Annotated in this window: 18 protein-coding genes, 1 rRNA gene and 1 riboswitch; of the genes, 4 read left to right on the forward strand and 15 right to left on the reverse strand. The window is 70.9% G+C overall.

Going from position 1 to position 22031, the window contains the following annotated elements:
• Positions 1–47: 47 nt before the first annotated feature.
• The gene (locus JO379_RS06000) at positions 48–2396 is read right to left on the reverse strand and encodes a glycoside hydrolase family 3 N-terminal domain-containing protein (protein WP_209514262.1); all 2349 of its coding nucleotides are present in this window, start codon (positions 2394–2396) and stop codon (positions 48–50) included.
• 143 nt (positions 2397–2539) lie between these two features.
• On the opposite strand from JO379_RS06000, the gene JO379_RS06005 reads away from it, so the two are divergent.
• Positions 2540–3355, forward strand: coding sequence for a PhzF family phenazine biosynthesis protein (locus JO379_RS06005; protein ID WP_130876691.1), 816 nt, complete (start codon positions 2540–2542; stop codon positions 3353–3355).
• A 43-nt stretch (positions 3356–3398) separates the two neighbouring features.
• Here JO379_RS06005 and JO379_RS06010 read toward each other — a convergent pair whose 3' ends face one another.
• On the reverse strand, positions 3399–4151 hold the full coding sequence (locus JO379_RS06010; RefSeq protein WP_245381815.1) for a CPBP family intramembrane glutamic endopeptidase: 753 nt from the start codon (positions 4149–4151) through the stop codon (positions 3399–3401).
• A 217-nt stretch (positions 4152–4368) separates the two neighbouring features.
• Complete coding sequence (locus JO379_RS06015) at positions 4369–5871, reverse strand: glutamate-cysteine ligase family protein (RefSeq protein ID WP_130876693.1); 1503 nt, start codon at positions 5869–5871, stop codon at positions 4369–4371.
• A 485-nt stretch (positions 5872–6356) separates the two neighbouring features.
• On the opposite strand from JO379_RS06015, the gene JO379_RS06020 reads away from it, so the two are divergent.
• Positions 6357–6947: a hypothetical protein gene (locus JO379_RS06020; RefSeq protein WP_130876694.1), complete on the forward strand. Its 591-nt coding sequence runs from the start codon at positions 6357–6359 to the stop codon at positions 6945–6947.
• A gap of 340 nt (positions 6948–7287) precedes the next feature.
• Positions 7288–7494: a DUF5999 family protein gene (locus tag JO379_RS06025; protein ID WP_207303840.1), complete on the forward strand. Its 207-nt coding sequence runs from the start codon at positions 7288–7290 to the stop codon at positions 7492–7494.
• Positions 7495–7644: 150 nt separating this feature from the next.
• Here the strand turns inward: JO379_RS06025 and gcvP are convergent, their stop codons facing one another.
• Positions 7645–10530, reverse strand: coding sequence for an aminomethyl-transferring glycine dehydrogenase (gene gcvP / locus JO379_RS06030; RefSeq protein WP_130876696.1), 2886 nt, complete (start codon positions 10528–10530; stop codon positions 7645–7647).
• A gap of 190 nt (positions 10531–10720) precedes the next feature.
• A riboswitch (glycine riboswitch) is annotated at positions 10721–10828 on the reverse strand.
• A gap of 170 nt (positions 10829–10998) precedes the next feature.
• Here gcvP and JO379_RS06035 point away from each other — a divergent pair.
• Entirely contained in the window at positions 10999–11376 is a 378-nt protein-coding gene (locus tag JO379_RS06035) for a PRC-barrel domain-containing protein (protein ID WP_130876697.1), read from the forward strand.
• Here the strand turns inward: JO379_RS06035 and JO379_RS06040 are convergent.
• The 11 genes from JO379_RS06040 to rrf form a co-directional block, all read right to left on the reverse strand.
• The gene (locus JO379_RS06040) at positions 11346–12908 is read right to left on the reverse strand and encodes a DNA polymerase IV (RefSeq protein ID WP_130876698.1); all 1563 of its coding nucleotides are present in this window, start codon (positions 12906–12908) and stop codon (positions 11346–11348) included. The genes JO379_RS06035 and JO379_RS06040 overlap by 31 nt on opposite strands.
• 92 nt (positions 12909–13000) lie before the next feature.
• Complete coding sequence (locus JO379_RS06045) at positions 13001–13615, reverse strand: MerR family transcriptional regulator (RefSeq protein WP_130876699.1); 615 nt, start codon at positions 13613–13615, stop codon at positions 13001–13003.
• A 181-nt stretch (positions 13616–13796) separates the two neighbouring features.
• Complete coding sequence (locus JO379_RS06050; RefSeq protein WP_130876700.1) at positions 13797–14270, reverse strand: bifunctional nuclease family protein; 474 nt, start codon at positions 14268–14270, stop codon at positions 13797–13799.
• A 53-nt stretch (positions 14271–14323) separates the two neighbouring features.
• Complete coding sequence (gene ftsR, locus JO379_RS06055; RefSeq protein WP_130876701.1) at positions 14324–15094, reverse strand: transcriptional regulator FtsR; 771 nt, start codon at positions 15092–15094, stop codon at positions 14324–14326.
• 17 nt (positions 15095–15111) lie between these two features.
• On the reverse strand, positions 15112–15951 hold the full coding sequence (locus tag JO379_RS34075) for a double zinc ribbon and FHA domain-containing protein (RefSeq protein WP_370418267.1): 840 nt from the start codon (positions 15949–15951) through the stop codon (positions 15112–15114).
• A gap of 130 nt (positions 15952–16081) precedes the next feature.
• Complete coding sequence (locus tag JO379_RS06065; protein WP_245381392.1) at positions 16082–17098, reverse strand: DUF881 domain-containing protein; 1017 nt, start codon at positions 17096–17098, stop codon at positions 16082–16084.
• 5 nt (positions 17099–17103) lie between these two features.
• Entirely contained in the window at positions 17104–17436 is a 333-nt protein-coding gene (locus JO379_RS06070; protein WP_003984969.1) for a small basic family protein, read from the reverse strand.
• The gene (locus JO379_RS06075; RefSeq protein ID WP_209514266.1) at positions 17433–18353 is read right to left on the reverse strand and encodes a DUF881 domain-containing protein; all 921 of its coding nucleotides are present in this window, start codon (positions 18351–18353) and stop codon (positions 17433–17435) included. Before JO379_RS06075 ends, JO379_RS06070 begins: the two co-directional genes overlap by 4 nt.
• Before the next feature lie 128 nt (positions 18354–18481).
• Positions 18482–20977, reverse strand: coding sequence for a mannose-1-phosphate guanyltransferase (locus tag JO379_RS06080; protein WP_130876703.1), 2496 nt, complete (start codon positions 20975–20977; stop codon positions 18482–18484).
• Positions 20978–21093: 116 nt separating this feature from the next.
• Entirely contained in the window at positions 21094–21684 is a 591-nt protein-coding gene (gene clsA / locus JO379_RS06085) for a cardiolipin synthase ClsA (RefSeq protein WP_130876704.1), read from the reverse strand.
• 206 nt (positions 21685–21890) lie between these two features.
• Positions 21891–22007 (reverse strand): 5S ribosomal RNA (gene rrf / locus JO379_RS06090).
• Between the last annotated feature and the right edge of the window lie 24 nt (positions 22008–22031).

Raw genomic sequence — 22031 nt, forward strand, 5'->3', positions numbered from 1 at the left:
GCGTGGCTGCCGCGCCGGGGCTGACGGGGTAGCGGGGCGGGTGGCGTTCAGGTGACGTTCAGCGTGGTCCGCCGCTCCCCGGCCGTGAAGGTGTACTCCCCGCGCTCGACGCGCGGGGTCCCCGAGCCGTCGAGGTCGCCCGGCGTCACCGCGAGCACCCGCGCCGGGACCGTGAGCCGGACGGTCCGCGCCTGCCCCGCCGCCAGCCGCACCTTGGTGAAGGCCACCAGCCTGCGCGGCGGCGCCAGCACGGTACTGACCGGCCGGGAGACGTGGACGGGCACGACCGTCTCCCCGTCGCGGGCGCCGGTATTGCGTACCCGCACGCTCACCCGCACGTCCGCACCGGCCGGCACCGAGGAGGAGCCGAGCCCGATCGCCTCGAAGCCGTAGCCGGTGTAGGAGAGCCCGGCGCCGAAGTCGTACGCGACGTCGTGCGCGGACTCCGCTCCCACGTTGGTCCCGGGCAGTTGCTGGTGGTGCACCGGCTCGTTCCCGGTCCTCCTGGGCCAGGACACCGGCAGCCGTCCACCCGGGTTCGCCTTGCCGAACAGCACGTCCGCGACCGCGTGCCCGCCCTCGGTGCCCGGCAGCCAGGACATCAGCAGCCCCTCGGTCCCCGCCGCGTCACCCAGCGCGAGCGGCCGTCCGGCGATCATCACCACCACGACCGGCCGGCCGCTCGCCTTCAGGGACGTCACCAGCGCCTGCTGGTCCGCGGCGAGTTCGGGCCGGGGACTGTCGGCCTCTCCTTCCGCCGCCGCCTTCTCGCCGACCACCACGACCGTCACATCGGCGGTCCTGGCCTGCGCCACGGCGTCGGCCGCGTCCTTGGGGCGCACGACCTGGGTGCCCGCGGGTGCCGCGCGCCTGATGCCGTCGAGCACGGTCGTGCCCGGCAGCCGCACCCCGTCGGGCACCCGCTGCCAGCCGACGGTCCAGCCCCCGGCCTGGCTGTCGATGTCGTCCGCGTGGTTCCCGGCGACGACGATCCTCTTCACCGCCGGGCCGAGGGGCAGGGTGCCCTTCTCGTTGCGCAGCAGCACCTGCGAAGCGGTGGCGGCGCGCCGGGCGAGAGCCCGGTCGGCGCCGAGCACCACCGCGTCGGCCCGGTCCGCGTCGACGTACGGGTGCTCGAAGAGCCCGAGGTCGAACTTGAGCCGCAACACCCGCCCGGCGGCCTCGTCGATCCGCTCCCGGCCGACCAGCCCGCGCCGTACCGCCGCCCGCAGCCCCTCGGTGAACCGGCGCGCCTCGAACGGCTCCATCGTCATGTCGACGCCGGCGTTGACCGCGAGCGCGATGGCCCGCGGGTAGTCGGCCGCCACCTTGTACCGGGTGTGCAGCGCGCGGACGTCCTCCCAGTCGCTGATCACCACGCCGGTGAACCCCCACTGCTTCCGCAGCACCTCGGTGAGCAGGTAGCGGGAGGCCGTCGCCGGTACGCCGTTGAGGGCGCCGGAGTTGGCCATGACGCTCTTCGCCCCGGCCTCGACCGCCGTGCGGTACGGGGCGAGGAGGGTGTCCTGGAGGTAGCGCGCGGAGACGTCGGCGGGCACCCGGTCGTGCCCGTTGGCCGGTACGGAGTAGCCGCCGAAGTGCTTGACCGTCGCCGCGACCCGCTTGGCGCCCCGCGTCCCCTCGGTTCCTCGCACCTGGGCGGCGGCCAGGGTTCCGGCCAGCAGGGGGTCCTCGCCGTAGGTCTCGTAGTAGCGGCCCCAGCGCTGGTCGCGGGCGAGGTCGGCGACGGGCGCGAAGTTCCAGTCGATGCCCGTGGCGGCGACGGCCCGGGCGGTCCCGGCGGCGACGGCCTCGGCGACCCCCGGATCCCAGGTGGCGCCGAGGCCGATCTGGTGGGGGAAGACGGTGGCGCCGAGGACGTTGTTGTGGCCGTGGACCGCGTCGGCCCCGTACAGCACGGGGATGTGCAGCCTGGTCTTCTCCACGGCGTACCGCTGGACCGCGTTGACCATGCGGGCCCAGTCGCCCGGTGTGTTCCTCGGCGGTCCCATGCCGCCACCGGAGAGCACCGACCCGGTGGCGTGGTCGCCGAGCACGGTCTTCATGCAGCTCTCGACGAGTCCGCCGCCGCCGGCCCGGCAGTCGCCCTGCATCCGGGCGACGGCGATCTGGTCCATCTGCCCGATCTTCTCGTCGAGCGTCATCCGGTCCAGCAGATCCCGTACCCGCCGTTCCGGAGCGGCGCGAGCGTCCCGGTAGAGCGGCCCGGCCTCGTCCGCGGAGGTCACGAGCCCCGCGGGGACGGCCCCGACGGCGGCCGCGCAGGCGGTGACGGCGGCGAGCGCGGAGGTGGGGTACCGCCATCGCGACGAACGGGACCGGCCGGTCGCGCGGGTCCGGCGGATTCCGTGATGCCCACGGGGACGCAAAGGCATGGCCGCACTCCGTTTCTGTCGGATGCCGGAGGAGTCTTTCCGTGCCCTGACACACCGTCAAGGCACGACACTCTCCCCGAACCGGGCCACATTTTCCGGATTGGCCGTGTCGTAGCAGGTCAGTGGCCCTCTATGGTCCGGTCATGCGGATACGAATCGTCGACGCCTTCACCGACCGCCCCTTCGCCGGCAACCCGGCCGGGGTCCTGCTTCTCGACTCGGGCACCTTCCCCGACGACGGCCGGCTCCAGCGGATCGCCGCCGAGGTCAACCTCTCCGAGACCGCGTTCGCGCACCGGCTGCCCGAGGACGCCGCCGCCGACTGGGCGCTGCGCTGGTTCACCCCGACCACCGAGGTCGACATGTGCGGGCACGCCACGCTCGCCACCGCGCACGTCCTGCACAGCACGGGCGCCGCCACCGGATCCGTGCGCTTCTCGGCCCGCTGCGGCATCCTCACCGCGACCGCGCACGACGACGGCTCGATCACCCTGGACTTCCCGACGTCGCCGCTCACCCCGGCCGCCGTCCCCGACGGCGTCGCCGCCGCGCTCGGCGCCGAGCCGCTCTCCGTGCTCGACACCGGAGAGCACATCGGCGACCTCCTCGTGGAGCTGGCCGACGAGAAGACCGTACGGGGCCTGTCCCCCGACGTCCGGGCGCTCGCCCGGCACTCCCGCCGGGGCATCATCGCCACCGCCGCGGCCGAGGACCCCGCCCGCGGCTACGACTACCTCTCGCGCTGCTTCTTCCCCAACGTCGGCGTCGACGAGGACCCGGTGACCGGCAGCGCGCACACTGCCCTGGCCCCCTTCTGGTCCGCGCGCCTGGGCCGCGACGACCTGACGGGACTCCAGGCGTCCGCCCGCTCCGGACTCGTACGGACCTCCGTGCGCGGCGACCGCACGCTGCTGACCGGCACCGCCGTCACCGTCATCGACGGCGAACTGCTCGCGTGACGGGGTCGCCCGCCTTCGCCCACGGCCCCCGGGAGCGGCCCGGTCAGGCCGTGGGCAGCCAGCCCACCTTGCCGGCGAGCAGCGCGTAGCCGACGAAGGCCACGACGTCGATCAGCGCGTGCGCGGCGACCAGCGGCCCGACGCGCCCCCACCGCCGGTAGAGCAGGACGAAGACGACGCCCATGGCCATGTTGCCGAGGAGACCGCCGATGCCCTGGTAGAGGTGGTACGAGCCGCGCAGCGCGGAGCTCGCCGCCAGGGCCGCCATCGGCGTCCAGCCCAGCTGCCCGAGTCTGCGCAGCAGGTAGCCGACCACGACGACCTCCTCCAGCACCGCGTTCTGCGCGGCGGAGGCGATCAGGACCGGCAGCTTCCACCAGACGTCGGGCAGCGCCTCGGGCACCACGGTCAGATTGAACCCCGCCGCACGGGCACCGAGGTAGAAGAGCAGACCGGTGCCGCCGATGGCCGCGGCGAGGGCCGTCCCCCACTTCAGGTCGAACGCCGGCCGCAGCCGGTCGAAGCCGATGGCACGCAGTCCCGCGCCCTCGCGCAGCAGCAGATGGGCGACGAGGAGCACGGGCACCAGCGCGGTCGTGATGCCGAAGACCTGCCAGGCGAGGTCCAGCCAGGGTCGGCCGGGGGCGTGGCTTCCGTTGAGCGTGGCGGCCTGGTCGCTCAGCCCGCCGGGGTGGGTGGCCGCGCCGACAAAGCTGATCAGCGACGAGACGCCGCTGGCCCCGAGCGACAGCGCCAGGACGAGCAGCAGCTCGACGCGCAGCGTCCGGCGCGACAGCCCCCCGCCGACGGCCCCGGCCGCTCCGGGCGACGAGCCCGGGAGAACGCCGGGAAGGCCGCCGGGCGGAACGTCCACCTCGTCGCGCGCACCTCGTCGCACACCTGCCTCCACTTCCTCCCGCCCTCACACCCGCGGAGAGGAGCGTCGCCCATGGTCGTCACCAGCTTGCCCGACGACCTCGCGCCCGCCAAACGGCAGGCGGTCCGGGGCCGGGTCAGTCCCCGACGCCGACGGGCCAGGTGTGCACCGGCTCCCCCGTCAGCATGAGCTCGCGGTAGCGCCGGGTGGTGGCGGCCAGCGCCCGGTCCCGGTCAAGCCCTGCGTCCCGGGCCCGGTGATAGGTGTCGGCCTGCCAGGACGCCCCGTTCACCCGGCGGCGGCAGCGCTGCTCGACGATGCCGAGGTAGCGGTCGCGGTCGGCGGGCTCGACTCCCCACGCGTCGAGCCCCGCGGCGGCCAGCGGAAGCAGTTCCTCCTGTACGAGCCGTACGGCCGGCACCCGGGTCAGGGTGCCGTTGCGCCCGGCCTTCGGCCAGCGCAGGGTGGCGTCGATGCCGTCCCGGCAGGCCGCGTCGAAATTGTCACCGGCGACGGCGAAGGGCAGCCGTGTCCACACCGGCCGCCCCTCCTCCGCCAGCGCCCTGACCAGCCCGTAGTAGAAGGCGGCGTTGGCGATGGTGTCGGGGACGGTGGGGCCAGCGGGCAGGACGCGGTTCTCCACCCGTAAGTGCGGGACGCCGTCGGCGATGCCGTAGACGGGCCGGTTCCAGCGGTAGACGGTGCCGTTGTGTAGGACGAGTTCGTGCAGGCCGGGCACTCCTCCCTCGTCCAGCACCCGGATCGGGTCCTCGTCGGCGGAGATGGGCAGCAACGGCGGGAAGTAGCGGAGGTTCTCCTCGAAGAGTTCGTAGACCGACTCGATCCAGCGCTCCCCGAACCAGGTGCGCGGCCGTACGCCCTGCGCCTGGAGTTCGGGCGGCCGGGTGTCGGTGGACTGCACGAACAGCGGCGGGCGGGACTCGCGCCACAGTTCCCTGCCGAAGAGGAAGGGGGAGTTGGCTCCGACGGCGATCTGCGCGGCGGCGACGGCCTGCGCCGCGTTCCACACGGCGGCGAACCGGCTCGGGGTCACCTGGAGGTGCAACTGGACGGACGTGCACGCCGCCTCGGGCGTGATCGACTTCGCGGTGCAGGCCAGCCGCTCCACGCCGTCGATGTCGATGGTGAAATCCTCGCCGCGCGCGGCCACGATCGTGTCGTTGAGCAGGGTGTAACGATCGGCCTCGGAGAGGTTGGCGGAGACCAGGTCCTCCGCGGTGAGGGTCGGCAGAATACCGATCATCACGATCCGGGAATCGACTTCCCCGGCCTTGCGGTCGGCGTAGGAAAGACCCGTGCGCAGCTCCTCGGCGAGCTGGTCCAGGACGCGCCCGGACAACCGGTGCGGCACGATATTCACTTCCAGGTTGAACCGCCCCAGTTCGGTCTGGAAATCCCGGCTCGCAATACGCTCCAGCACCTTCGCGTTCATCATGCTCGGCATCCCGTCGGGACCCGCGAGATTCAACTCGATCTCCACACCCATGAGATTCCTGGGGCGGTCGAACCGCTTCTCCTCCAGCAGCCTCCCGAGCCCGCACAGACACTGCCGGAGCTTGTCCCGGTACCGCTGCCGGTCAGCGAGGTCGAACCCCTCGGCCACGACCTTCTCACCCATCGACGGGTCCCTCCTCACGTGGGTCGCCCGCGGCGCCAGGCGCTCGTGTCAGCATCGATGATGCCCAGGCAATGTGATCGATAACGCCATGCCGGTGCCACATACCCGGTAGGCTCGGCCCGAAGCGCACTCCGGCACATTCCGTCGGCATGACGCGACACCCCGGGCATATCGCATTGCGCTGGTGATAAACACCGACGAGATTCGGCCGACCGTATCCGGGGCAGCTTCCGAGGTCATGAGAGCGGGCCGGGAACAAATTCACCGAAATCACCCCGGAACCGGGCCCGGATTTCCCCTTGCCGGAAATACTCGCGACCGCTAGCGGAAACACCCCGTGAACATGTGTCGTATAAACTCCATGAACAAGGCAGAGAGTAGGCGCCCTGGCAGTCGGTCCCGGCCCCCCTCTGACCCTGCACACCGACAGCGTCGTCAGCACTTGCCCAGCATCACCGTGTCTCCGAAGTGAGAGGCGACCCGCCATGCCCCTGCATGTCCCCCCTGCCCCCGCGCCTGCCCTCCGCTCGGTCCTGACGGCCCTCGGTTCCCCGACCGCGGTCCGTGAGGCACGCACCCCTTCCCTGAAGTCCGCCCAAGGCCCCCTCACCGCCGAACTCCCGCTGCCCGTCCACGTCCTGGAGCACGTGACCGCCCGGAGCGGCGCGCCGCGCACCCGGCTCACCGGCTGGCGCTTTCTGATCAAGGGAGGTGAGCGGGCGGTGGCCGCGGGCGAGACGACGCTGACCGCCGACGGCTGGGTGTTCTCGTACTTCTTCGAAGGGCCGTACGTCGCCTCCACCGAGCTGGCCCTGCGACAGGCCGAGTCGATGACCACGCCCTACCAGCCGCGGCTGCTGTCCGTGCCCGAGCTCTACATGCTCACGCTCTGGCTGCACGCCGACATCACCGCCGACGCCTCGTCGGGCGTCCCGGGCCCGGGTGATCTGCTGGTGCCGCTCGCCCCCGCGCCGCCCGGAATAGCCGCCCACCGTCCGCACCGGGTCGCCGACCTGCTGACCGTCCTCACCCACCGGCTCGCCCCCGCCCCACGCCTGAAGAACCCGGCGGCCTGACGCGGGGTCAACCGACCGGGCAGGCATTCGAACCAACCGTCCCGCTACGAACACCGAGCGCCCCGCGACCCGCCGGTCGCGGGGCGCCGTCATGCCCTCACCCTTCGGGCGTAGCCCACATTGACTACCCCGAACCCCCCAAAGGGGCCGTCTTGTTGGCAGCAACCGCCCGCATGGGTGATGCGTCTCCTCCCTGTGAGGAGAGCTGCCGGGAAATCCCTGCGGAATCACGCCCGTAGGGCAACACTGGGAGCGACCGAACGATTCACCAACGGGGGGCGGCATGACCACCGCATCGAGCCGCAGGACACAGACCACACCGCAGCGAAAGAATGCTTCCATGTGCCAGCACCAGCCCGCATGCCCGTCAGCCGACTCCACCGACCGGGAAGCCGCCCATCTCGTGGCGCACTACCCGGAACAGGGGTGGAGCCTGCTGTGCAACGGGGTCCTGTTCTTCGAGGACACCGGTGAGCTGCTGCCGGACGGTCAGATCATCGCACCGCACCGGCCGCTGGGCACCGAGCACGTGGTGACCGCCGCCTAGTGCCGGCACCGCACAGCGCGAAAGAACCGCATACAGGAACCGCATGCAGAAGGGGCCGGCCCGGCGCGATCGCCGAACCGGCCCCGACGTGTGTCGGCCCCGGGGAATCAATCCCCCGGGAAGGGCCGCCCGCCCGGGCGGCCCGGACCGTCAGCCGTCGTACTCGTCCATGGGAGGGCACGAGCAGACGAGGTTACGGTCGCCGTACGCGCCGTCGACGCGCCGCACCGGCGGCCAGTACTTGTCGGCGGCGGACACCCCGGCCGGGAAGACGGCCACCTCGCGGCTGTACGGGTGCTCCCAGTCACCGGCCACACAGGCGGCGGTGTGCGGGGCGTTCCGCAGGGCGTTGTCGTCCTTGTCCCACTCCCCCGAGCCGACCTTCTCGATCTCGGCTCGGATGGCGATCATCGCCTCGCAGAAACGATCCAGCTCGGCGAGGTCCTCGCTCTCCGTGGGCTCGATCATCAGGGTGCCGGCCACCGGGAAGGACATCGTCGGCGCGTGGAAGCCGTAGTCGATCAGGCGTTTGGCGACATCGTCGACGCTGACGCCGGTCGCCTTGGTCAGCGGCCGCAGATCGACGATGCACTCGTGCGCGACCAGGCCGTTCGGACCGGTGTAGAGCACGGGGTAGTGCGGCTCCAGGCGCTTGGCGATGTAGTTGGCGCCGAGCACCGCGACCTGCGTGGCGCGCTTGAGGCCCTCGCCGCCCATCAGCCGGACGTACGCCCAGGAGATCGGCAGGATGCCGGCGGAGCCCCAGGGGGCCGCCGAGATCGGGCCGACGCCGGTCGCCGGGCCCGCGGTGGGCTGCAGCGGGTGGTTGGGCAGATAGGGGGCGAGGTGGGCGCGGACGGCGACCGGACCGACGCCCGGGCCGCCGCCGCCGTGCGGGATGCAGAAGGTCTTGTGCAGGTTCAGGTGCGAGACGTCGCCGCCGAACTCACCCGGCTTGGCCACCCCGACCAGGGCGTTGAGGTTCGCGCCGTCGACGTACACCTGCCCGCCCGCCGCGTGGACCTCCGCGCAGATGTCGGCGACGTGCTCCTCGAAGACACCGTGCGTGGACGGGTAGGTGATCATCAGTACGGACAGCTCGTCGCGGTACTGCTCGATCTTGGCCCGCAGGTCCTCGATGTCGACCTCGCCGTCGTCGGCGGTCTTGACGACGACGACCTTCATGCCGGCCATCACGGCGCTCGCGGCGTTGGTGCCGTGGGCGGAGGACGGGATCAGGCAGACGGTGCGCCCCTCGTCGCCGTTGGCACGGTGGTACGCCCGCACCGCCAGCAGACCCGCGAGCTCACCCTGCGAGCCCGCGTTCGGCTGGATGGACACCTTGTCGTAGCCGGTGACCTCCGCGAGGCGCTCCTCGAGCTCGGTGATGAGCGTGAGATAGCCACCCGCCTGCTCGACCGGCGCGAAGGGGTGCAGCGCACCGAACTCGGGCCAGGTGACCGGCTCCATCTCGGTGGTCGCGTTGAGCTTCATGGTGCACGAGCCGAGCGGGATCATGCCGCGGTCCAGGGCGTAGTCCCGGTCGGCGAGCCGGCGCAGGTAGCGCAGCATCGCGGTCTCGGAACGGTGCTGGTGGAAGACCGGGTGGGTGAGGTAGTCGTCGGTGCGCAGCAGACCCTCGGGGAGCGCCTCCGCGACCTGGGCGTCGAGCGCCTCGATGTCGGCGTCCACCTCGAAGGCGGACCACACCGACGCCACCTGGACGCGCGTGGTGGTCTCGTCGCAGGCGATGCCGACCTGGTCGGCGTCGACCAGGCGCAGGTTGACGCCCCGCTCGCGGGCGGCGGCGACGACCTCGGCCGCCCGGCCGGGCACCCGCGCGGTGAGGGTGTCGAAGTACGCGCCGTGCACGACCTCGACGCCGCCGGCCCGCAGGCCCTCGGCGAGCAGCGTGGCGTAGCGGTGCGTACGCCGCGCGATGCCGGCGAGGCCGTCCGGGCCGTGGTAGACCGCGTACATCCCGGCCATGACGGCGAGCAGGACCTGGGCGGTACAGATGTTGCTGGTGGCCTTCTCGCGGCGGATGTGCTGCTCGCGGGTCTGGAGGGCCAGACGGTAGGCCTTGTTGCCGTCCGCGTCCACGGAGACGCCGACGAGGCGGCCGGGGAGGCTGCGGGCGAACTTCTCGCGCACGGCCATGAACCCGGCGTGCGGACCGCCGAAGCCCATGGGCACGCCGAAGCGCTGGGTGGTGCCGACCGCGATGTCCGCGCCCAGCTCGCCGGGCGAGGTGAGCAGCGTCAGCGCGAGCAGGTCGGCGGCGACGGTGACGATCGCGCCCAGCTCGTGGGCCCGCTCGATGACCGGGCGCGGGTCGCGCACGGCACCGGAGGCGCCGGGGTACTGCAGGAGGACACCGAAGACGCCGCGCTCGGCGATGTCGTCGGGGATGCCCTGGGAGAGGTCGGCGACGACGACCTCGACGCCGGTCGGTTCGGCGCGCGTGCGTATCACCGCGACGGTCTGCGGCAGCGCGTCGGCGTCGATGAGGAAGACGCCGTCCTTGACCTTGCCCACGCGCCGGGACAGCGACATGGCCTCGGCCGCGGCGGTGCCCTCGTCGAGCAGGGAGGCGCCGGAGGTGGGCAGCCCGGTCAGGTCGGCGACGACGGTCTGGAAGTTGAGGAGCGCCTCCAGCCGGCCCTGGGAGATCTCCGGCTGGTAGGGCGTGTAGGCCGTGTACCAGGCGGGGTTCTCCATGACGTTGCGCAGGATCACCGGCGGGGTGAAGGTGCCGTGGTATCCGAGCCCGATCATCGGGGCGAGGACCTCGTTGCGGTCGGCGAGCGTGCGCAGCTCGGCGAGGACCTCGGCCTCACTGCGGGCGTCGGGCAGCCGGAGCGCCTCGGTGCTCTTGATCACGGCCGGTACGGCGGCGGCGGTGAGCTCGTCGAGCGAGCCGAACCCTACCTGGGCGAGCATCTTCGCCTGGGCCGCGCTGTCGGGCCCCACGTGGCGGTGCTCGAACGGCGTGCCACGCTCCAGGTCGGAAAGGGAGATGCGGTGGGCTGTCATCTGCGGAGGCCTCCTGGTCGTTGCGACCTGCGAGGGGTACCACGGCGCGGGTACCCGGACGGCCTCCCCCTCTGTCATCTCAACCTGAGAGCTTCACCGGGCCGCACAGGGCGGTCCGGCTTTCACCGTCGGTGAGGAGGGGCTTCGTCGCGCTGTACCCGACCCGGCCCGCCCTGCTTTCCAGAGTGACCTCGTCCGCGCGGTACGTGTGCCTGAGAGATTCCGGGGAGGATTTGCTCCTTCGGCGCCCCCGTCGAACCCGTCAAAGGATCTCGGAGGACTCTCCCGCGTGGGGTCTGCAGCCACTGTCAGCCTACCAGCGCGGGTCCAAGCGGATCCCTCGAGTGGCCGGTTCCCGCTTTGTGCCTTTTCGTGGTCCTCAGGGCTTCTCTGTGCTTCTCTGTGCTTTCCCAGGGGCCTGGAGGTCGGCTGGAGTTCCGGAGGGCAGGCGCGACCACGGGAGGAACCGTGCAGACCGATATCGATCCGCGGAGTCTCATCGGCCGCAAGGCGTTCGACCGCAATGGCGCGAGGATCGGCACCGTGGACGAGGTGTACCTCGACGACGCGACGGGGGAACCGGAGTGGGCGGCGGTGCGCACCGGGCTGTTCAGCCGGGACGCGTTCGTGCCGCTGGAACCGAGCCGGGTCGAGGACGACGCCCTGCGCATCCCGTATGACCGGGCGCTCATCAAGGACGCCCCGGACTTCGGGGTCGGCCGCCATCTCTCCCCCGAGCAGGAGCTGCAGCTCTACCACCACTACGGGCTCGACCTCCCCCCGCCGGACTCCGGGCCCGCCCCTCGGCCCGGCGCTCAGCCGGACACGCCACCGGCCAGCGGCTGACCGTCGGACCGGGTCCCGACGTCCGGCTCGGGACGCTCTGAGGGCTCACGCGCCGACGGTCCGGTCTCGGGCCCGTCCGACCCGGATGCCCCGTCCGACCCGTCCGACCCGTCCGACACTGCCGGATCACTCGGCTCCGGCGGCTTCGCCGGTCCCGTTGGCTCCGACGGCTGCTCCCACGCGGCTCTGATCAGCGGCAGCGGCTCCCCCGGCTCGAGCGCGGGGTCGTCCACGGCGAAGGTCCGCACCCGGCCGGGTGCGGACCACGGCTGCTCGAAGCGCACGGTGACCCGGCCGACCCCGCTGCCCTGGATCCAGCCGGGCCCGTACTCGGTGTGCCGGATGTCCAGCCCGGGCACCCAGCGCCGTGGCCGTCGCGCGGCCTCCTCCTCCGGGGCCGGCTCCCCTTCCGCCTCGGCGGTCGGTGGTCTCTCCGCGTCGGCGGCGGCCTCGGCCGTAGCGGCCGCCTGGGCGAAGAGATCCTCCTGGGTGTAGTCGGCGAGCCCGGTGACGCCGACCCCCAGCAGCCGCACGCCCGCCGTGGTGTCCACGCCGTCCAGCAGCCGCCGCACGGCCTCCCGCACCACCCCGAGGTCGTCCGTCGGCCCGCGGAGCGTCTCCGAGCGCGTCAGCGTCGAGAAGTCATAGCTCCGTACCTTGATCACGACGGTGCGCCCGGACCGTCCCGCCGCCCGCAGCCGCTGCACACAGCGGTCGGCGAGCCGCGCCAGCTCCAGCTCCACACGCGTGCGGTCGGTGAGGTCCTCCTCGAAGGTGTCCTCCACGGACACCGACTTGGCATCCCGCTCGGCCACCACAGGACGGTTGTCGCGGGCGGTCGCCAGGGCGTACAGCCCCGCGCCGTGCGCCTTGCCCAGCAGCCGCACCAGCTCGGCCTCCCCCGCCTCGGCCGTATCGCCCACGGTCGTGAGCCCGGCCCGCCGCAGCGTCTCGGCCGTGGCCGGTCCGACGCCGGGAATGGCCCGCACCGACATCGGGGCCAGCAGCTCCAGCTCGGTGCCGGGCTCGATGACGACGAGGCCGTCGGGTTTGGCCTGCTCGGAGGCGATCTTCGCGAGCATCTTGGAGCCGGCGAGCCCCACCGAACCGCTGAGCCCCGTGGCCCGGCGGATGTCCCGCCGCAGCCGCTCCCCCACCGCCCGCACGACCGCCGTGGAGGGCTCGACGCCGCCGGCCTCCAGATCCACGAACGCCTCGTCCAGGCTCAGCGGCTCCACCAGCGGGGACAGCTCCCCGAGCAGCCCCATGACCACCTCGCTCACCTCGCGGTAGAGCGTGAAGCGGGGAGCGAGATAGGCGGCATTGGGGCACAGCCGCCGCGCCTGGGCGGTCGCCATCGCCGAGTGCACACCAAAGGCGCGTGCCTCGTACGACGCGGTGGCCACGACGCCCCGGGGACCGATCCCGCCGACCACCACGGGCTTCCCGCGCAGGCTGGGCTTGGCCGCCTGCTCCGCCGCGGCGTAGAACGCGTCCATGTCCAGGTGCAGGATGGTCGGTGCGGCTCTCACGTCTTCGATGCTGCCCTACACCACTGACAATCGCACGGACGTGCGACGGAACGCCCTCCACAGGGCCGCCGGAAGGCCGGGCGGCGGGCCGCTCAGCCGACCCGGTTGCGCCGCCTCGCCAGCTCGTCCGCCGGGTTGTGGCCGATGAGCGTCTCCCCCGTGTCGACGCGCTCCCCGTGCAGCTTGGCCAGCGCGCTCTCCACGTCGCGCCACACCACCCCCACGGCGATCCCGAAGACGCCCTGCCCGCCCTGGAGGAGGTCGACGACCTCATCGGGCGAAGTGCACTCGTAGACCGTGGCGCCGTCGCTCATCAGCGTCATCTGTGCCAGGTCGGCCATGCCCCGCGCCCGTAGATGCTGCACCGCGGTGCGGATGTTCTGCAGGGAGACCCCGGTGTCCAGCAGCCGCTTCACGATCTTGAGGACGACCACGTCCCGGAAGCTGTAGAGCCGCTGGCTGCCCGATCCGTAGGCGGGCCGCACGCTCGGCTCCACGAGCCCCGTCCGCGCCCAGTAGTCCAGCTGGCGATAGGTGATGCCCGCCGCCGCGCACGCCGTGGGGCCCCGGTACCCGACGTGGTCGTCCCCCGGCTCCTGCGGCGCGCCGACCACCGCCGGAGCGCCATGACGGGGTCCGGGTTCGACCGTTCCCCCATGCAGCGGATACGGACCGCCGACCGCCGTACCGTCGCCCGTGCTTCTCACGCCGACCTCCGTCCTTGACCTGCCTTCTCGACGGTAGGCAGTCACCCGGGGTGCGTCAACGATCGCCACACTCGGCACGCCGAGTGATAATCACCCAGAGAGTGGTTTTACGTGTCCCAGCGCCGGGAAGGGCTACTCGAATGCGCCGCGGCCGCTCTCCTACGGGGGCCGCGGATGCGCCTCACTGGCTGTTGGTGCCGAAGTCCTCCGGCGAGATCTGGTCGAGGAACTCGCGGAACTTCTCCACCTCGTCCTCCTGCTCGTCCGGGATGGCGATGCCCGCGTCGTCCAGCACCCCGTCACTGCCGTAGATCGGCGTGCCCGTGCGCAGCGCCAGCGCTATGGCGTCGGACGGCCGTGCGCTGACCTCCACGCCACTGGCGAAGACCAGCTCCGCGTAGAAGACCCCTTCGCGCAGGTCAGTGATGCGGACCTCCGTGAGCGTCTGCCCGACCGCGTCCAGCACGTCCTTGAAGAGGTCGTGGGTCAGCGGGCGGGCAGGGGCCATGCCCTGCTGGGCGAAGGCAATGGCCGTCGCCTCCCCCGGTCCGATCCAAATGGGGAGGTAGCGATCGCCTCCCACTTCACGCAGGAGCACGATCGGCTGGTTGGAGGGCATTTCCACCCGGACACCCACGACATCGAGCTCGTTCACACAGCAACCCTAGGACGTGCCCGGCAGGTTTGGGTAGTCGGGCCACCCTCCGGTCAGTACGGGCGCGGGTGGAGGGCGCTGCGCACCAGGGCCGCGTGGAGCCGTACGGACAGCGCGGCGAGCTCCCGCGCGGTGGCCTCGGCGTGCGCTCTGGTCTGCGGATTGCGGTGCCGCCGCAGGGGTGCGACCACCTGTTCGACCAGGCCGGCCTCGCGGTCGGCGGCGGCCTTCATGGCGCGAAGGTGTCGCGGTTCCAGGCCGAAACGGCCCAGATCCGCGACGAGCTTGGCCACCGCGACCGAATCGACGTCGAATCCGCCGTCCGGGTGGGCGCCGATCAGGCCGTACGACTCCCATTCGGCGAGCTCGGGCTCGGTCACCCCGGTGACGGCCAGCAGCTCCGCGCGGCCGATGCGCGTGGCCGCAGACGGCTTCGAGCCGGCCTCCACGGCCTCCGGACCGATGGGGTCCACCGGGGCGCCCGGAGCGTCCCTCTGCTGCCCCTGCGCGGGCAGCTGCACCCGCTCGCCCCGGGCCAGGGCGTCCAGCTGCTCCCGGATGACCTTGAGCGGAAGGTAGTGGTCACGCTGCATGCGCAGCACGAACCCCAGTCGCTCCACATCCTCCGCGCTGAATTTGCGGTAGCCGGACGGGGTGCGCTGCGGCTCCACCAGGCCCTCCGCCTCCAGAAAACGGATCTTGGAGATGGTGACCTCGGGAAACTCGTCCCGGAGCAGATTGAGCACCGTGCCGATGCTCACCAGCCGGCCGTCCGCGCCGGCGGCACCGGAGGATCCGGTACCGCCCGACGATGTTCGAAGCATGGCCTTCCCTCGCGGGGTCAGATGCCGCGCTGGCTGCCGTAGAAGACCAGACGGTACTTGCCGATCTGCACCTCGTCGCCGTTCGACAGCGGAACCGTGTCGATGCGCTCCCGGTTGACGTACGTGCCGTTGAGGCTGCCGACGTCCGTGACGGTGAAACCGCCGTCCTGTCCTCTGCGGAACTCCACGTGCCGCCTGGAGACCGTGACGTCGTCGAGGAAGATGTCGCTCTGCGGGTGACGGCCCGCGGTGGTCACATCGCCGTCCAGCAGGAAGCGGCTGCCCGAATTCGGACCGCGCCTGACCACCAGCAGCGCCGAACCCAGCGGCAGCGCGTCGACGGCCGCCTGGGCCTCCGGGGAGAGCGACGGGATCGGCGTCTGCCCGGTGGTCTCCGAGTCGTACGCCTCGAGACCGGAGATGGAGATGGTCGAGGTCGTCTCCGAGGCGCGCTCGGCAGCGGCGCCGGGCCGCAGCGGCGCACCGCAGTTGGAACAGAACCGGCTGGCCTCGCCGGCCCGGTGGCCACACCTCGTACAGACCGGCAAGGCAAACCCTCCACCCGCACTTGAGGTCTCTGGTGCTCCGAAACCTATGCGTCCGGCTGCGGCAGGGTCAACAGAGGACGCGCCCTGACCGCCAGGGACGCCACCTCCGGGGGCACCCACCTGGTCCCGGAACAGAGGACGCCCTTCCTGGGCCCCCTCGCCGCCTTCCGACGGACGCGACGCCCTGTGACGGGCGGAGCCGCCGTCCTGGCGTGCGCTCTTGCCGAACAACTTCCCAAACAACTTCACGGGCGATTCCCCTTGACCGAAACAGACCCGCCCGTGGGGCAGGACAAACCCTCGATGCACACACCGTCCGACCCGGACATCTCTACAACGTCCGTGGTCAGCTCACAGTTTCCACCACGCGCCCCCAACTTGGTGCGCCGACCCCCCGCAACCTCCCACGCTCCCCCTGGAGCCCTCGTCCATGCCCGCCTCACTGCGATGACGACCGAGCGTAGTCAGGCCGCTTCGCCGGGCGCAAGGCATCCACAATGATCTTCTCAGACCGCGCCACCGCCACGCCCGCCTGCTCCTTCTCCAGAGTCTGCACCACACCACCGGGGATGTTCAGCGCCGGCTCCAGGTCCTGCGGCTTGCCGATGACCTTGAACCGGTAGGGCTGCGAGACCTTCTTCCCGTCGATCTCCACCCGGCCCGCGGCACCCGAGAAATAGGTGTCGGCGACCACCCGGACATCGTTGATCTGGATCGCCTCCGCGCCCGCGGCGCGCAGCTCCTGGATCGCGTCGAGCAGCATGTCCGCCTCAACCTTGCCCTTGGTGTCACTGACCGTCAGCTCGATGCCGGGCCCCCGAGCCGCCACCGTGCCGGCGAGCACGCCGAGCTGTCCCTCTTTCTGCTCGGTCTGCTTGCGCGCCTCGGCGGCCTGGTTGGAGCTGCTCTCCAGCTCCGACTGCTGGTTCTCCAGCCGCCGCTTCTCGTCCTCCAGCCGCTTCGTGCGGTTGTCCAGCTCGTCGAGGATCCGCACCAGGTCCTCCTGGCGGGCCCCGCGCAGAGCACTGCTGTCGTTGGTCGACCGGACCTGGATGGCCAGGCCCAGTCCGAGCACGCACAGCAGCAGCGCCACGATGAGCTGCGCCCGCGTCAGCCTCGGGGGCCAGAGTCCCTTGGCGAGCCGTTGACGGCCGGTCAAGGGAGCAGGCCCGGCAGGCCCTTCCGCCGAAACCACGGGTTCCGGCTCGGGCTCGGGCGTGTCGCCCCCGGGCGGCGCGGGCTGCGGACGCTCCGGCTGTTCCGGTCGCTCGGGCCGGATCGCCTCGTCCGGGGTGTCCGGCTTGCCCGTTGCCGGGCCTTCGTCGGGCTGGGGTGCCCGCTCGGCCGCGTCGCCCTTGTCGGCTTTCTCACCGGGCTTCTCGGGCTTCGGCTGCTGTTCCGGCTCCTCGATCGGCTCCGGCTTTCCGGACTTGTCCGGCGTGTCGTCGCTGCTCATCGGCCTCACGCCCGGAACACGTGCCGCCGGATGGCGGCCGCGTTGGAGAAGATACGGATACCCAGGACGACCACGACACCGGTGGACAGCTGCGCACCGACACCGAGCTTGTCACCGAGGAAGACGATCAGCGCGGCCACGACCACGTTGGACAGGAAGGAGACGACGAAGACCTTGTCGTCGAAGATTCCGTCCAGCATCGCCCGCAGGCCGCCGAACACCGCGTCGAGTGCCGCCACGACAGCGATGGGAAGGTAGGGCTCGACCACCGTCGGCACCACGGGACGGACGACCAGTCCGACCACGACTCCCACGATGAGGCCCAATACGGCGATCACGATGTGCCCTTCCCTGTGTCGGTGCCGCGTTTGTCCGCGCCACCGCCCTGCGGCTGTGCGGTACGTACGAGCAGGCTCGGCGCGGCCGGCAACCGGACCTCACCCTCGGCGGAAATGCTGGCCCGGACGCCGTAACTCTGCTGGAGAACATGCAGATACTGTCCGTCGGCACTGTCCTGGAAAGCGGTGCTCAGCCGCTGCCCGTCGCCGATCGCCAGCACCGTGTAGGGCGGTACCAGCGGTCTGTTGTCGACCAGTATGGCGTCACCGGCGGCCCTGATCGCCGACAGCGCCGTCAGCCGCTGTCCGTTGACCGCGATCGCCTCGGCGCCGGACTGCCACAGACCGTTGACGATGCGTTGCATATCACGGTCGCGCACCCGCCCCGTGTCGGAGAACCCGCTGCTTTCGCGCGGACCCCCGGCGCCGGACTGCTTGGTCTGCTTGGCGTCGTCGACGACGATCTTGACCCCCGGCCCGCGCGCCGGCGTGGCTCCCGCGAGCAGCGACACCAACTCGGCGCTGTCCCCGCCGTGTTTCTCCAGGACGTCACGCTGCTTCGTGCCGACGGCGTCCCGCAGCGTGTCGACATTCTTCTGCAGGGTGTCCGCGGCCGAGGTCTCGGTCTCGATCCGGTCGATGAGCTGCTCGCGCTCCTTGGCCAGGGTGGGCGCCGCTATCCGCGCCTGCGCGGCTCCGAGCGTCACCACCGCCGCGGCGAGCAACAGGGCGGCGGCGAGCCCCAACTTGGCGCGGAGCGTGCTCGGCAGCCCCTTGCCGCCCTCCGCGCGCCGGGCGGCCGCCTCCGCGTAACCGTCGTCGAGGCTGTGGTCCATGACATTGGTCAGCAGCGACATGGAGGCATCAGGGCGCGGAGCCGGCGATGCGGTGCTCCGAACGGGGGGCTGCTGCGACATGCCGCACATCGTCGCACGTCGGAGCCGCCGTCTCCCAATGGCCCCACCGGCGTGCCGGATCCGGACCGGGGAGACGACGTCCCGTTGACTCTCCGGGTACCGCTGTCGGGTACCCCGCTACGCGCCGGTCAGCGCCCGGCGCCGTCCACGATCGCCGACCACTCGTCCAGCAGGGCCTGCGCGGAGGCGTCGTCCGGGCCCTCCGCCCACAGGTGCGTCACCGCCTCGGCCGGGTCGGGCAGGACCATCACCCAGCGCCCGTCGGCCTCGACCACCCGCACACCGTCGGTCGTGTCGACCGAGCGGTCCCCGGCCGCCTCGACCACATGACGCATGACGAGTCCCTTCACCGCCCATGGGGTGGCCAGGTCGCGCCGCAGCACATGCGCCCGCGGAATGCGTGCGTCTATCTGGCTGAGGGTGAGCTGCGTACGCGCCACCAGACCGACGAGGCGTACGAACGCGGCCGTGCCGTCGAAGACGCTGCTGGACTCCGGGACGATGAACCCCCCGCGCCCGTCCCCGCCGAAGATCGTCGATTCGGCGCGGCCGACCCGGGTCAGATCGTCGGGCGACGTCGTCGTCCACTCGACCTGGGTACCGTGGTACGCGGCGACCTGCTCGGCGATCCGGGTCGTGGTCACCGGGAGCGCCACCCGCCCGCTGCGCCGCTCGGCGGCGACCAGGTCCAGCAGGACCAGCAGGGCGCGGTCGTCCTCGACGATGCGCCCGCGCTCGTCGACGAGCGAGATCCGCTCACCCACCGGGTCGAACCGCACTCCGAACGCGGCCCGCGCCGAAGCGACGATCTCCCCGAGCCGCACCAGACCGGACCGACGGGTGTCGGCGGTCTCGGTCGGATGCGCCTCGTCGAGCCCGGGGTTGATGATGAGCGCGTCCACCCCGAGCCTGCCGAGCAGGCTGGGCAGAACGAGCCCCGCGCTGCCGTTCGAGGCATCGATGACCACCTTGAGCCCCGCCTCCGCGACCCCGGTCGTGTCCACCGATCGCAGGAGCGAGCCCGTGTACGAGTCGTAGACGCTGGACGGGAAGGACAGATCACCGATCTCACCGGGGAACGCCCGCCGGTACTCCTGCCGGGCGTAGACCCGGTCGAGCTTGCGCTGTCCGGCCTGGGAGAGGTCGGCGCCGCGCTCGTCGAAGAACATGATGTCCACCGAGTCCGGCACGCCCGGTGACGTACGGATCATGATCCCGCCGGCGCTGCCGCGCGCGGTCTGCTGCCGGGCGACCGGCAGCGGCACGTTCTCCAGGTCCCGGACATCTATGGCGCTGGCCTGCAACGCGGAGATCACCGCGCGCTTGAGCGCCCGCGCGCCCCGGGAGTGGTCGCGAGCCGTGGTGACCGTGGACCCCTTCTTGAGGGTCGTCGCGTACGCGCCGGCGAGCCGCACCGCGAGTTCGGGGGTGATCTCCACATTGAGGATGCCGGAGACACCGCGGGTCCCGAACAGATGGGCCTGGCCGCGGGACTCCCAGATGACCGAGGTGTTGACGAACGCGCCCGCCTCGATGGTCTTGAAGGGGTAGACCCGGACGTTGCCCTGAATAATCGATTCCTCACCGACGAGGCACTCGTCCCCGATGACGGCGCCGTCCTCGATGCGGGCGGCGCGCATGATGTCGGTGTTCTTGCCGATGACGCAGCCGCGCAGATTGCTCTGCGGGCCGATGTAGACGTTGTCGTGCACGACGGCCTTGTGCAGGAAGGCACCGCTCTTCACGACGACGTTGGAGCCCACCACCGTGTGCTCGCGGATTTCGGCGCCGGCCTCGACCTTGGCGTAGTCGCCGATGTAGAGCGGGCCGCGCAGGACCGCGTCCGAGTGCACCTCGGCGCCTTCGGCCACCCAGACCCCGGGCGAGATCTCGAAGCCGTCGATGTCCACATCGACCTTGCCTTCGAGCACGTCGGCCTGGGCCTTGCCATAGCTTTCGTGGGTACCGACGTCCTCCCAATAGCCCTCGGCGATATAGCCGTAGATCGGCTTGCCTTCCTTCATCAGCTGCGGGAAGACATCGCCCGACCAGTCGACGGGCACGTCGGGCTGGACGTAGTTGAAAACTTCGGGCTCCATGACGTAGATGCCCGTATTGACGGTGTCGGAGAAGACCTGGCCCCAGGTGGGCTTCTCCAGGAAGCGCTCGACCTTGCCCGCCTCGTCGACAATGGTGATGCCGAACTCCAGCGGATTGGGTACCCGCGTCAGACAGACGGTGACGAGTGCGCCCTTCTCCTTGTGGAAACGGATCAGGTCGGTCAGGTCGAAATCAGTGAGGGCGTCACCGGAGATGACCAGAAAGGCATCGTCCTTGAGGGCTTCTTCGGCGTTCTTGACACTGCCCGCCGTGCCGAGTGGCTTTTCCTCATTGGCGTAGGTGAGCTCCATGCCCAGTTCCTCGCCGTCACCGAAGTAGTTCTTGACGAGTGAGGCGAGGAACTGCACGGTCACCACGGTCTCGGTGAGCCCGTGCCGCTTGAGCAGACGCAGCACATGCTCCATGATCGGCCGGTTCACCACCGGCAGGAGCGGCTTGGGCATGCTCGAGGTCATGGGGCGAAGGCGGGTGCCTTCGCCGCCGGCCATCACGACGGCCTTCATGTCGGAAACGTCCTCCTTGCGAGACGACGGTCTGTTCCGACTTCACCCGCGCGGATCGCCGACGCGACTCGCGTACGGCTTTCGCTCCTTGAAGGGGCTCCTGAACAACGGCGAGGTCAGTCGGTGGTGGCGTCCGCCTTGACGAGTCGGCGGACCTGGACCACGTAGAGGATCCCTGCCCACCAATACAGGGTTGTACCCCACCCGGCGAACGCCCATCCGAAAACAGCAGCGAGTGAAGCCAGCCAGCCGTCTCCGTCACTGAGAAGGAGCAAGGGGAAGGCGTACATCAGGTTGAAGGTGGCGGCCTTGCCGAGGAAGTTGACCTGCGGCGGCGGATAGCCGTGGCGGCGCAGGATCCACACCATGACCAGCAGCATCGCTTCTCGCGCCAGCAGGGCTGCGGTCAGCCAGACCGGAAGGATCTCCCTCCAGGTGAGGCCGGCCAGTGTGGAGAGGATGTAGAGCCGGTCGGCGGCCGGGTCGAGGAGTCGGCCGAGGCTGCTGATCTGGTTCCAGCGCCGGGCGAGCTTTCCGTCGAGGTAGTCGCTGATGCCGCTCAGTCCCAGCACGAGCAGTGCCCAGCCGTCGCTTCCCCGGAGGATCAACCACAGGAAGAGGGGTACGCCGACGAGGCGCGCCATGCTGAGGATGTTCGGGATGGTGAGGACGCGGTCGGTCTGGACACGCGTCTCCTGGACCTCCACCCGGGGGCCTCCTGTGGGGATATGTACCAACGATGCACCCTGACCCTACCCGCAGACTTCGACGGTCCGTGCAGAGGGGGCCGGGGTCCGCGCAGGGGGGGCGGGAGGGGTTTTGGTGCGGTTCCCGGTACAGCGATTTTGTCCGGAAACGCAGAATAGCCCCCGCAGGAACCAAATGGCTCCCACAGGGGCTACTCTTAAAAATTGTTCGGCGGCGTCCTACTCTCCCACACGGTCCCCCATGCAGTACCATCGGCGCTGAAAGGCTTAGCTTCCGGGTTCGGAATGTAACCGGGCGTTTCCCTAACGCAATGACCACCGAAACTCTATGAAATTAACCAACCGGA

This window comes from Streptomyces syringium, assembly GCF_017876625.1.
Classification (GTDB): domain Bacteria; phylum Actinomycetota; class Actinomycetes; order Streptomycetales; family Streptomycetaceae; genus Streptomyces; species Streptomyces syringius.